Source organism: Bacteroides sp. 1_1_14, assembly GCF_000162515.1.
Classification (GTDB): Bacteria; Bacteroidota; Bacteroidia; order Bacteroidales; family Bacteroidaceae; genus Bacteroides; species Bacteroides thetaiotaomicron.
This window is the reverse complement of the sequence record NZ_GG774719.1, coordinates 4,619-17,678: the sequence shown is the minus strand read 5'-3', so window position 1 is coordinate 17,678 and position 13,060 is coordinate 4,619. Positions and strand designations below refer to the sequence as shown.

Below are 13,060 nucleotides of genomic sequence, written 5' to 3'. Positions count from 1 at the left end.
TTTCTTCCCATTTCACCGCCATTTTCTTGGCTATACCTGCATATTTCTCTGCAACATCATATAAACCAAGCATATGCGCCATTTCGCTATATCCGGCTACACCCATGATCGCTTTAACCGAAAGATTGGCATTATGGGCCCAATGACCGGCGAAGTCATCCGTGCATAATTGGTTCTCCGGGTCCTGTCCAAACCGTATAACTAGTTTGTAAACGACATATTATCAATGCTTTAATCCGGAAACGTATTGTATTTGTGTTGTCCTAACTCAATCTTTATGCTATTTATCAATAGTGCTATGTCAACAAATTTACATTATCTCCTCTAGCCCGTTTCATATACCCCTATGTTATAAATAAGTTTGGACATATAGAAAGATATGTTATAACGGAATTGGGAACTTAATCTGCATTACTTAAAGAATTATAATATAGGATGAAACATTCATAATTTGCATGCTAAAATTGATTGTTCTCAATTTATTTTGTATTTTCGCAACAGCGGTTGAGTCAATGGCCGTTGAGAAAACAAATCATCATTATGAAATTCTATAATAGAGAAAAAGAAGTTGCGGAATTGAAACGTGTGCAAGAGCTTGCATTTACTCAAAATTCCAGAATGATTGTGGTCACAGGACGTAGACGCATTGGTAAAACCAGTCTCATAAAAGAGGCTTTGAAAGGAACGCCTACAGTTTATTTATTCATTGGAAGAAAAGCTGAAAGCATATTAGTTACTGATTTTGTAAAGATAGCACGTGAAACTCTATCAATATTCGTTCCTGAAGGGATACCTACTTTTACCAATCTGATGCAATATCTTTTTGAAGTTGGTAAAACACGTGCTTTTAATATCGTCATAGATGAATTTCAAGAGTTTTATAATATCCGACCTGATGTTTTTAGTGATATGCAGAATCTTTGGGATGAGTATAAACAAGAAACTAAAATAAACTTAGTCATCAGCGGCTCTGTGTACTCCTTAATGCAGAAAATATTCACAGATCATAATGAACCCCTATTTGGGCGTGCTGACAATATTTTATGTCTGCGTGCTTTTAAGATCGGTGTCCTGAAACAAATAATGGAGGATCTCGCTTCCGGATATAGTAATGATGACTTATTAGCTTTATACACATTGACAGGAGGAATCCCTAAATATGTAGAGTTGTTTTGTGATAACCAAGCGCTTACTATAGATAAGATGTATGACTTTGTCTTTTCGGAAAACTCCTTGTTTATAGATGAAGGACGTAATTTGTTGATAACTGAGTTTGGAAAAAACTATGGTACCTATTTTTCCATTTTGTCAGAAATCGCCAACGGGCATTATACGCAAGGCGAGATAGAATCGGCATTGGGCGGTACAGCTATCGGAGGTTATTTAAGCAAACTGGAGAATGTATACAATTTAATAACCCGGGAGCGTCCTATTTTTGCAAAACCCGGAACTAAGAAAAATGTACGATATGTTATTGGTGATAATTTCTTGAATTTCTGGTTTAAATATATTGAGCAGAATCGCTCTTATATTGAATTACAAAATTTTGATGATCTGAGACAATTAGCAAAAGCTGATTATCCGACCTATTCGGGTAGGGTGTTAGAGAAATACTTCAAACAGAAATTGGCAGAGACCGGAGGTTTCAAGGAAATAGGCTCTTGGTGGGAAACAAAAAGTTCTATTGGCAAACAACGAATAAATTCTTATGAAATAGATATTGTTGCTCTTAAATCCAGTGGTAAGAAAGCTCTTATTGCTGAAGTTAAACGAGTTCCTGAGAACAACTATAGCCATACTGTTTTCATGGAGAAAGTGGAACATTTAAAACAAAAAGAAATGTCTAAATATGATATTGAGACACAAGTTTTGGGATTGAAAGATATGTAAATATAATAAAGAGGCTTCATGATTAATGTCATGAAGCCTCTTTGCTCGTAATTCCTTAATTCTTGATTGCCCAAGAGTTCAGACATTGTTGTAGTACTAAAGATACTTTTAACCGCAATGACGGACTCAACCGGCTACTGATGTTCCAAAGTAGAATAAGTCAGCGTACCGGTGACTCCATTGCTGATTGTTTCTGCACTAATAATTAATGGAGCGGAGTAATTACTGTTATAACATTCGATGGTTGCTTTCCCCTCACTGTCTGTCCGGACAGAAGGATTCCAGTAAAGAGTCCGTCTTTGATCTGGTTGGACTGGGGGGAATGCATCGGTATCCTTATAAATAGGAGAGTAAAACTCCAACGGGCGGTTATATCCCTGAATGATCGTCTGGCGGGTACCCCGTGCAGCCTGTTGCTGCTTGTTGGCAATATCCCGCAAGGGCAATGCTGTAAGATAAAATACTGCATACTTACTGAGTTCGGTCACGTTCACTCTCTCTTCGTGATCGAAGTCGCGCGGTCCATTTTCCAGAGATGAAACTTGAGCGTCTTTAAACGCCCCGGCACTGAATGCATTTGCCCCTTCACAGATATAAATGGATTGCAGCCCATCTACTTCGGTCATTATGGATGTTGCCTCGATAGACGTCAACATACGGCCTCCCAGAAAAAAACAGATGGGTTTCTGCTTGTAGCTGTATGTGTCGTCCTGCTTGTTCCATCGGAAGAAAGGAGTTAGCTTTTCAAACAACTCCGGTAAGGTATAGATTTCCTTTCCTTCGTCCCGTAGCCGGTCTACAGACTGGCGGATATCATAGTAAGTATCCAGACTTTGCTGGTAGATATGAGTCTCCATAGTGGCATTCTTCCTTCGTTTCGCTACTACCTCAACCGTATTTAGCAGATGAAGGTTATCTACTTGCCGGATAGAGTCCAAATAGAGCGAGTCGGTCTGTTGGGTGTTCTGTAGCCATTTGCTGACATCTTTCCATTGCGGATTCCATTCGGTATATTCATAAGAACGGAGGTTGGGACTAAAATTACGGTCAATCAGAATTGAAGCCATTTTCTTCCTGTCTTTCCCTTCTCTCTTTGTTTGAAAAATAGCTTCCATTGTATTTTCAAAATCTTCTACCGGTATTTCGAAATGGCCTTTCCCGTTCGTCACTGTGCTTCCGGCAATAATCACAGAGTCTGTTTTTGCCATTACACTGACAGCAATATCCTTCAACTCATTCTTCTGTACAAGAGATTTTACCTGACCATGAAGAATCAGCTTTGTTTCAGGAGTTTGAAGTGGTGAGAAAGACTTAGTACCGATCAGTTGGCTCATATCATATTTGCGCCAGCCATGAACCATGAGCAGTATATCCAGTTCAGCCTGCTTCTGGAGAGAAATACCTGCAAAATAATAACCCGGTTGATGAATATATCCCTTTAAATCGGAAGTTAGCAATAAATCCGTATAGATATTATTGTCATACTCCAGATAGTCAGAACGCACCGCATCGCGAATAGAAACGGAAAGATTCGTTTCTATCGGCCGTCCTGCCGCGTCAGTAACGCGAAGTTGGCACTGAATCGGTGCATAGGGCGTGTAGACGGGTTTCAATCCGGCAGTGGTAATCCGCAGTTGAGACTTGGGAGTAACAAAGCTGAATCGGGTACAGAGAGTTGCTCCCTCTCGGTTTATCAAACTGATTTGCAATACCCCTGCTGGTATGTCTTTCGTTCGTATCAGGAATGTGCCGGGTGCTTCTGCTGTGCAACTTATCAGCTGATAGGCAAAAGGCTGCCCTTGATGGCTCATAAATACGGCAAGTGTGTCGCGCGGGGTCTCATTATTGCAGAATACTTGTATGGCTAGTCCTCCCGGTTTGTTGGTAACGTTCAGAACATAGCCTGCCGGAAGTGCTTCGGGTAGCTTGAATTGATATTGTTTTCCTTTGTAAGTCACTTTGGCTATGGCCGATTTCTCATCGGGTGTATATTCAAAACGGCCCATTCCATCGTGCAAAGTTTGCAGCGTGCCAATTTTATTTCCGTTGGCATTGCAAATGGTACCCTCCATTTTTACGTTCGCCTCCGTACTGCTTTCTGCTTTAAAGGCAACCTGAGTAGGTACGGCTTTTACCAGTTGTCCTCCTTCCGGAAAAAAGCGAAGGGTGAATTTCTCTTTCTTTTCCGGACGTTGCTGCATCGATGGGTTCAGCTGATAAGTGGTAATGCTGCGTTCCGGTTTTTCTCCCTTTGAGGCGAGGTAGACAGGAAAAGTTCGCGAGAAATATGTCTGCTCATCAAATCCCAGCATCCAGCGGGTAAATGCACGTATTTCATAATAGCCGGATAGGATGGAAGAAGCAGGAAGAATGAATTGTCCGTGCCCTTCGCCGTCAGTGATTTTAATGATTTGTTTTTCAACGATATGTCCTGTCTGGTCTGCTAATTCGACATACAGCGGGCGGCTGATAGGCGTAGGCAGGAGCCCTTCGGACAATGTGACATAAGCTTTGAACCAAATTGTGTCACCCACATAATAGCTTGTATTATCAAAGTGCAGATACGCTTTCTCTCGTGGATAAGCTTTGGCAAAAGAGAGTGCCTGGTCCAGATAATGATTAAATGTATCTTCGGCGGGTGGTACTCCTGCCCGTGAATGTGCCGTACATATTAAGATTATCCCTAAGAAACAGACTAAGAATTGTTTGGTATACATGATTGTATTCTTATTTAATGTGATCAGAATAGTAAGTACAGGTGACCCTAAGGGTAGAGAATATAGTGCCATGTTCGTGCCACACCTTTGGCACGACTGTGCCAAGCGCTTGGCATAGCTGTGCCAACGAACTGGCACAGTTGTGCCAAAGGCGTGGCACAAGTATAAAGAAAGCTGCCTCTGAGAAAGAGACAGCTTCCTTTTTTGTGTTGCTTCCTATCAATGAGAAGTAGCTTCTTCTTCTGTTCTGATATCAATACTTTCTGAGCGTGTAAGTGTTCCTTCAAAAATCATCTTGACAGGGTATTCGGCATCACGCAAATTCATGTATGAATAATGAAGATACACCTTAGTTACTACATTCTCCAGATTGTTGTTAACAGGGTCGGCAGTTCTTGAGATTTCAACCCAGCTTTTACCGTTGCTTTCATCTTTAATGTTTTTGTCCGCATTTTTAGAGCCGATCGTAACAACTGTGTATTTACGGATTTCTGCGCCAGTTTCATCATTAACCGAGTCTTCATAACTGTTTTTATCGACTTTGACTGTCAACGAATATCCTGCCCGGTCCTCATCACTATCTGTCACGTTACCCGCATAAAGGTAACACTGATCGGCAGTCAAGGCACGCAAAACTGTAGAAGAAATAGGTAATTTCTGATCCGGATAGCTCTCTTCCCATACTCTGCCGTCTACATTGTAATTGCCTGAGAAGAAATTGCTGACATTCAATCTCATCAATAACTTTGTATATTTACTCCAGGCCATTTGGTAGGTGGAGACGTTCTCTATCTGCAGCGGTAAAATATAGTTGCTATACAAATCAAATTCCTTCAGATTGAGAGTTAGCGGGAAAACAGCGTAATCACTTCCACTTTTTATCGTTATCTCTGGTCCTGCCGGAAAAGAATACATTTTTTCCGATGGAAGTACATAATATAGAGCTGTACGATTACGGAAACGTTCAAAATTGTAATCTTTCAACGTATCTGCATCTTCTATAAGGCGTACAGTTACGTCTCTGTCATTTTTTGAAGTTCCGTTAATAGAAATGGGTAACTTCAATTCGACCTGTCCCTCACCGGTGAACTCAATGTTATAGTCTTGTACCCCATTTTTGGTCAGTAAGACCATTTTGGTAAACTGTTCGTCGGCTATGTTGTTATCACATGAAGTGAAAGAGCATATTCCAAACAATACGGCGGCATATATAAATATCTTCTTCATATTTCTCTAAATTAAATCTACAATGATTACCAACCTGGATTCTGAGTCAGATGAACATTTCTGTCTAGTTCTGCTCCCGGCAATGGCCATAAGTACTGTCTCTCTACGAATGATTTCGGCATAGAAGAAATAATCACAGGAGTGTAAAAACGTTGTTTTTGTCCTTCAGCGTCACTCATATCCATGTTACATCCCCGAATAGGCATATTCTGTTCTACCATAGCATCCAACCACCGGTTCAAGTCATAGTAACGTTTAGCCTCTCCAAAGAATTCTACCTGACGTTCGTGTTTCAAGGCTGTATCGAAAGCTTTCTCATCTTTATATATCTGATCGTCAAAGTCAGGCAATCCTACACGTACACGGATAGGGCGAATGCAGTTGTGCATCTCTTCGATGTTGCGACTTACGTGCACTGTCTTCGTTCCCGTATAATCTGCTATATCATATTCATTTACCGTCAGATGATTCATAGCTTCAGCATACCATAACAGAACTTCAGCATAACGCACAATTGGTTCGTATTTATCGCAGACTTTTGCACCTTGTAGTTTCACTGCATCTTCTTCATAATAATACTTGCGAAGCGTATAGCCGGTCAACGGGTGGAACTCTATCTCCGAGAGGTTCTTTCCGTCCGGTTTACCTTTGTAGTATTGGGCACGGTAGTTGTGATAGGTCGTTCCTCCTTCAGTAGCACTGGTACATCCCCATACGGTTCCGTTGTAACCGATAGAAGCATAGAAGCGAGGTTCACGGTGTACATAACGCATAGAAACATCATCCTGCACATAGTCACATTTGATCTGGTTGGGGTTACTTGCATCGTAAAAACCTTCTGTCCGATAAGGGTATTCTGACGATGAGTTTGTAATATCCCGGCCATCACACATCTGATAAGCATCTACTTGTTTTTGAGTGACAGCGATACAGTTCCAGGCTTTCACATAACGGGGAAGACTGTGTTCTATCAATTCATAAATATTATTATTATTGTCGTTCGCCCAAATCATCTCACTGATCTGTCCCAGTCTTTTATTTCCGTCAAACAACTGTGTATATGACTGATAAGGATCAATATCGGCCCATCCCTGAGGGAAATTCGCATCCGAATAGCCCATGCGCTGAGGAGGTTCAATCGTTGAAGCTGTTTTCTTCACGGTAAAGAGCTCATAAACTCCCAGGTCAATAACCTCTTTGGCCGCTGCGGCAGCTTTCGCCCATTTCTCTTCAGAGTACCCCGGAGTAATCAATAGTTCCCCTTTGTCATTCTTTAGATTATAAATAGGGGTATCTTCACTGTTAAACAACGGGCTGGCAGCTAAAATTAAGATTTTAGCACGGATAGACAGTGCCAGACCTTTTGTAGCACGAATCAGATTGCTCTTATTACGTGTTTCGGGCAGTGAGGCGGCAGCCTGAGACAGTTCATTGCACAGGAAGTCGACGCATTCGTCCATTGTATTACGTGGTGTACCCAGTTCGTCATATGGTTTTTCTACATCCAGACCTTCTTCCGGCATAATGGGTACAGGACCATAACGTTCGATTAACTTATAGTATATATATGCCCGGACAAAACGAGCCTGTGCTTTAGCGTCATCCCGTTCGCTTTGGGACATTTCCAGACATTTGTCGACGTTCATTATAAATAGGGAAGCGGTACGGATACCTTGATAATAAACTCCCCAAGGGTCGTTGGCATGCTGGTTGCGTGCCGTGTATTCTCCGTTCTGAAAGATCTGATTCTTATAGTCGCGTGACAACCAGTCGCCGAAGATTAAATCATCTGCCCAAAACAGAGGTCCGCAATCCATTTTCCGGACGTCTTTTCTGCTGTTACTACCCCATACGGAAAGGTAAGTATTGGCTAGCCATCCTTCCGTGTAGTTTTTGTTGACCCACAATGAGTCAAAAGTCAATGTGTCATTGAAATATTTGTCGGTGTCCAGATAGTCGGCGCAAGAAGCCAGTGATAGTCCGAAACCGAGAATTGCTGAATATATTATTTTCTTCATATTTTTCATTATTAAAATGTATCAGAAAGAAAGTTGTACACCTACGGTGAATGTTTTTGTGATCGGATAATTTACACCGTCACCACTTCCATTCTCCGGATCCCACCATTTAAACGGACTGAACACCAACAGGTTATTTCCAAGGAAATAGAAACGTGCCTTCTCAATAAACCATTTGCGTGATAACGTTTTAGGCAGTGTATAGCCTACTTCTAAGGTCTTCAAACGCAAATAGCGGGAATCACGTAACCAGTGAGTAGAGTTTCTGTCATTATTCTCATTTTTACCATATGTCAAACGAGGGAACAGGGCATCGGTTCTTTCCGTGTCGTATGTACCGGATATTTCGTGTGAAGTCCAGCGATTTTCCTGGTCAGCAACATATGTCAAGACATTACCACTTTCACCACCGGAGAATGGACGAGAGTATCCTGACAGGAAGAAGGAACTTTTACCCGAACCCTGGAACAAGATGTTAATATCCCAATCTCTCCAAACAGCACTTCCGCCAAAACCATATGTGAGGTTAGGGGTATTGGTATATCCCAATGGCACTTCGTCATTTTCATCAATAATACCATCACCGTTCACATCTCTATATTTAATATCTCCGGGCAATACAGTGCCAAATGTTTGTTTAGGGCTATTATCTATTTCTTCCTGATTAGCGAAAAGTCCTTCGGCAATCAGACCACGGCATTGGTTATGACGATAGCCTTTTGTCATTTTGTAAGGTAAAACATTGGCTGCTTCATCATGGTCGATCACTTCGTTGATAGCATATGTCATATTTGCACGAAGTGTTACGTCTACATCTCCAACTTTCTTATATACGGCAAAATTGCCATCCACACCTTTCGACTCCATGACACCAATATTTGCCCACGGCTTCATCTGTTCCACACCTACTGTATATGGGATGTTGCCACGTTGCAGGAAGATGTCTTCCCGTCGGTCTTTATAAATATCGGCAGTCAGCGTGAAAAGTCCGTTCCATAGACTTAAGTCAATACCGATGTCATATTTGATTGCCTTTTCCCAAGTCAGGCGATTGGCTCCCAATACAGAGATGCCATAGCCACCAATAAAATTGGAACCTGACTCACCAAAAGCGAAACCGTTTACTGTTCCGATAGAAGTAATGAAAGGGAATCTGGCTTCATCGTCTTTACCAATCTGGTCGTTACCTACAATACCGTAAGAAGCTCTGATTTTAAACATATCCATCCAGGAAGCCCAATGTTTCTTAATGAAAGGTTCTTCAGATACCACCCATCCTAAAGAAACTGCCGGGAACCATCCAAAGCGATGATCTTTCTGGAAGTTCTCAGAACCAGTATAACCAAAGTTTCCTTCAATTAAATAACGGTCTTGATAGCCATAAGTCAAGCGACCGGAGAGTGCCATATGCCGTTTAGGAATACCTTTTTTGATATCTTCGCCCACATTATTAGTATATGATACTTCTTCCTGATAGTAAAGCAGCATCCCCGTGATACGGTGGTTTTCTTTAAACATACGTTCGTAATTCAAAGAAGCCTCTGTATAGAAACGTCTGGTTCCGTTGTTGTCAGAAGTTTGTGCGAGTGGTTTTGCAGAAGATACATTTCTCATGACAAGGTCACCATTGCTGTCACGTTGAGGTTCTGCATGGAACAAATTAGGAGATTTCGTGCGGTATAAGTTCTGATCGGCATATGTATCAAAAGCAAACCGACCGGTAAAAGTAAGTCCTTTAGTGATGAAATTCAAATCTTGTTTCAAAGACACATTAGTTTCCATCTTGCTTTCCGAACGCTCTTTGTATCCTACCCGGTTAATTACAGCATCGGGATTTAAGAAATCACCTGTTCCGTAAGTCGGTACTAAACCGTTAGAGTATACGATTGGTACACGCAGAGGTACCAGTGCAGATAATGATTTCCAAATTTTATCGCTGTCTGTTGTCGGAGAATTGTGCATTGCCAGCCATCCGCCGATACCCAATTCTACAACTGTTGACTTGGTGATGTTTACATCCACATTGGCACGATAGTTGTAGCGCTTATAATTTACGTTGGTATTGTAAGAGTTGTAGTCACGTGTTTTATATACTCCTTGTTCATCGTAGTAGCTTCCTGAAATGTAATAGCGTGCCGTGCTGCCACCACCACTGATATTCAGCGTTGCCTTATAGCTTGGGGAAGTTTTATGCATTACATAATCTCTCCAGTTTACATTTGGATAGAGATCCGGGTCTAGTCCGTAGCGCAGGATATCGATCTCCTCATCAGAATATGTCGGATCTTGAAAACGGGACATCTTGGCTTCATTCATTAATTGTGCATACGTCACACCGTCTACATAACTTGGCATTTTTGTATGGGCCAACACACCATACTCACCTTTAAAATCAATTCTGACCTTACCGGCTTTACCGCGTTTGGTATTGACCAATACAACACCATTTGCACCACGTTGACCATAAATAGCGGTAGCAGAAGCATCTTTCAACACCGAGAATGATTCAATATCTTCAACGTTCAATTCATTGAAATTACGTTCGATACCATCCACAAGTACTAAAGCGGAAGCATTAGCTCCAAAGGTACTGATTCCGCGAATCCAGAACTCAGACATATTGTTGCCTGGTTCACCGGAAGTCTGCTGTGCAATAATACCCGGAACATTTCCTGCCAGTGCATTAGTCATGTTACCGGAGGCAATACCTTTCAGGCGTTCAGGTGAGATCGTGGTGATAGCACCAGTCTGGGTTATCTTACGCTGTACTTTGTTACCACCGACAATAACGACTTCATCTATCTTGTTGGATTCTTCTTTCAATACGATGTTGTCCAGCTTGGTTTTTCCCTGAATAGGAATTTCTTTATCTTCAAATCCTACATAGGAGATCACAAGAACGTCATAATTATTTGCTTTGATAGAGAAATGTCCATCCACATCACTAATTGTACCTAGTCCCGGTTGATTCTTGACGATAACAGATGCGCCAATCAACGCTTCACCAGTCGCATCCTTGATCGTTCCGGTTACAGTTTTCTGTTGTTGGGTTACTTGTTGAGCAAATGAGACTGTGAAGCCTATCATTAACAACAGAGTAGAGAATATTATTCTTTTTATATGATTCATAATTGTATGCTGTTTTTCATTATTCAACTACGATTTTGCGGATAACATGATTGTCGTGGTCAGCTACATAAATGACCCCGTCTTTCGAACGGGTTAAGCCTTCCGGACGTCTGAAAGACGATTTTAAAGGTAATCCATTGACCAAACCTTCAGAACGGTTTCCAGCATAAATGGTAACATTACCATCTGGCGTAATTTTGCGAATGCAGTTGTTGTCACGGTCGGATACATAGAGATTGCCATCTTCATCAAATACACCTTGACAAGGCTGGTTAAATCGTGCTTCTTCACCTATACCATTGGCAAATTCTGCTTTCTCATATTTTCCTGCCCAAAGAGTTTCATCCCCTACAAACTCATGTTTTACAGGATCATATGTACGCTTGTAGATAATGTGTTTATTGCGGATAATACGGGCGAATGTTCTGCCGTCTTTACTCCAGCAACTATACGTCTCAAAACTATTATCAGAGTGTATCCCATTCACTTTCTTATAGGCGTTCGGATTGCTAGGCGGGCAGTAATACATAGTGCCATCACCAAACTTATTCCAAAATACATATCCGTCTATGGGGTTGACAGAGACAGTATTACATTGGTCTGTTACGCCTCTCATATATGTCCGTGGACGACCAAACGCATCATCACGAAGCATATAATGAACAGCCGGGTTTTCCATATTATCATCTCGGGCCATAAGCATTGTGTCTCCGGTTATAGAAAAGTCGATAGCGCGTTTACGATATCCGGTACTGGCAAATACTGTAGAGACTTTACCGCTTGCCTCTAATTTGCGCAGGGAGTTGTTCTCTTCCAGTATATAAATTGTTCCATCATTATCAATCAACAAATAGGCTACATCTTTAAAAGTTGCTTTTGTAGGAGCATCCGAGTCTTCTTGACCTTCAGCACCCGATCCGGCTAACGTTGATACCATTTGAGTCAATTCATAGTTAAATTTCTGTTCAAAAGTATAGGGCTCATTCTCGCCGATTGTTACGCTAATCGGAGTTTCACCACTTTCATCAACAGATCGAGCTCTTACTACTGCATAAATCTTTGTAGGTGATACACCTACTACTTTTGCCATACGATTACCAATCTTTACTTTTACTAAAGTTGTGTCATTCCCAAAGTTGGATCCTGTTATAACTAACTGAGTAGTCGAACCTCCTTTTTCAGGAGAAAAGCGCTCATAATTCACAGGTTTTGACGGGTCATATTCTGTCGCTCCATCATCATCTTTGCAACTAAAGCAAAGGATTAGTGACATCAGAACTAACAAAAGTCCCCAATGCCCTTTTTTCTTTAATGTGTTTTTATACATAAAATATAGATATTAAATAATTAATATTGTTCCGATTGTTTATCCATTAGTACTTTCATCCAGTATCCTCCAATAACCGAACGCGCTTTAAACCCAACCCATTCACCACTGTCTGTGTGATGCCAATCACTGATAGGTACCCGTGAAGTAGTTTCATTGATATATTTATAGAGTGGATCTATGAATTTCTTGAAAGTTTCTAAATCTGAAGACATAGCAGCTGTCCACATAATCCAGTCAGACTTTGTATACTCTTTGCGGGAGTCCAATGGCAATCCGTAAGGATTCTGTTTTGTCAAATAGTAACTTACTTCCTTGTCGATTACATTATTGGGGAACAAATTCAGATTCCACATCTTGTCCCAAATCATATTATATTTCTGACTCCAGGTATTCTCACGGTCGAATGCCAGACGGTAATGATCACCTTCATTTGCCATTTCTTCCCATTTCACCGCCATTTTCTTGGCTATACCTGCATATTTCTCTGCAACATCATATAAACCAAGCATATGCGCCATTTCGCTATATCCGGCTACACCCATGATCGCTTTTACTGAAAGATTGGCATTATGGGCCCAATGACCGGCGAAGTCATCCGTGCATAATTGGTTCTCCGGGTCCTGTCCAAACGACCCGCAAACACATTAACATCCTATTAATTAATGGATTATGATTGAATTGTATTGCGTTTGTATTGTAATTCTATGTATTATACATGAATAAATAAGTTACAGAAAGAAAAGAATTAT

7 protein-coding genes and 1 pseudogene are annotated in these 13,060 nt (G+C 41.2%); 1 reads left to right on the top strand and 7 read right to left on the bottom strand.

What is annotated here, in order from left to right; all coding sequences use genetic code 11:
- A partial coding sequence (locus HMPREF9007_RS27340; RefSeq protein WP_165000550.1) for a DUF1793 domain-containing protein occupies positions 1-199 on the bottom strand: 199 nt, incomplete at its 3' end.
- A gap of 341 nt (positions 200-540) precedes the next feature.
- Between HMPREF9007_RS27340 and HMPREF9007_RS00530 the strand changes: the two genes are divergently transcribed.
- Complete coding sequence (locus HMPREF9007_RS00530; RefSeq protein ID WP_008763864.1) at positions 541-1,890, top strand: ATP-binding protein; 1,350 nt, start codon at positions 541-543, stop codon at positions 1,888-1,890.
- 134 nt (positions 1,891-2,024) lie between these two features.
- Here the strand turns inward: HMPREF9007_RS00530 and HMPREF9007_RS00535 are convergent, their stop codons facing one another.
- The 6 genes and pseudogenes from HMPREF9007_RS00535 to HMPREF9007_RS00560 form a co-directional block, all read right to left on the bottom strand.
- A complete protein-coding gene (locus HMPREF9007_RS00535; RefSeq protein WP_008763863.1) occupies positions 2,025-4,607 on the bottom strand; it encodes a hypothetical protein in 2,583 nt (860 codons plus the stop codon).
- A gap of 219 nt (positions 4,608-4,826) precedes the next feature.
- A complete protein-coding gene (locus HMPREF9007_RS00540; protein WP_008763862.1) occupies positions 4,827-5,834 on the bottom strand; it encodes a DUF4973 domain-containing protein in 1,008 nt (335 codons plus the stop codon).
- Between the two features lie 26 nt (positions 5,835-5,860).
- Positions 5,861-7,852, bottom strand: coding sequence for a RagB/SusD family nutrient uptake outer membrane protein (locus tag HMPREF9007_RS00545; RefSeq protein ID WP_008763861.1), 1,992 nt, complete (start codon positions 7,850-7,852; stop codon positions 5,861-5,863).
- Between the two features lie 21 nt (positions 7,853-7,873).
- Positions 7,874-10,981 (bottom strand): TonB-dependent receptor, encoded by a 3,108-nt coding sequence (locus tag HMPREF9007_RS00550; RefSeq protein ID WP_008763860.1) that lies wholly within the window; start codon positions 10,979-10,981, stop codon positions 7,874-7,876.
- A gap of 19 nt (positions 10,982-11,000) precedes the next feature.
- On the bottom strand, positions 11,001-12,308 hold the full coding sequence (locus HMPREF9007_RS00555; protein ID WP_008763859.1) for an IPT/TIG domain-containing protein: 1,308 nt from the start codon (positions 12,306-12,308) through the stop codon (positions 11,001-11,003).
- Positions 12,309-12,328: 20 nt separating this feature from the next.
- Positions 12,329-12,940: pseudogene (locus HMPREF9007_RS00560) on the bottom strand (DUF1793 domain-containing protein); the annotation flags it as partial.
- Positions 12,941-13,060 lie beyond the last annotated feature (120 nt).

Bases quoted from the DNA above. Each gene is read 5' to 3' on its own strand.
- HMPREF9007_RS00530 (WP_008763864.1), top strand. From the start codon at position 541: ATGAAATTCTATAATAGAGAAAAAGAAGTTGCGGAATTGAAACGTGTG.
- HMPREF9007_RS00535 (WP_008763863.1), bottom strand. From the start codon at position 4,607: ATGTATACCAAACAATTCTTAGTCTGTTTCTTAGGGATAATCTTAATA.
- HMPREF9007_RS00540 (WP_008763862.1), bottom strand. From the start codon at position 5,834: ATGAAGAAGATATTTATATATGCCGCCGTATTGTTTGGAATATGCTCT.
- HMPREF9007_RS00545 (WP_008763861.1), bottom strand. From the start codon at position 7,852: ATGAAGAAAATAATATATTCAGCAATTCTCGGTTTCGGACTATCACTG.
- HMPREF9007_RS00550 (WP_008763860.1), bottom strand. From the start codon at position 10,981: ATGAATCATATAAAAAGAATAATATTCTCTACTCTGTTGTTAATGATA.
- HMPREF9007_RS00555 (WP_008763859.1), bottom strand. From the start codon at position 12,308: ATGTATAAAAACACATTAAAGAAAAAAGGGCATTGGGGACTTTTGTTA.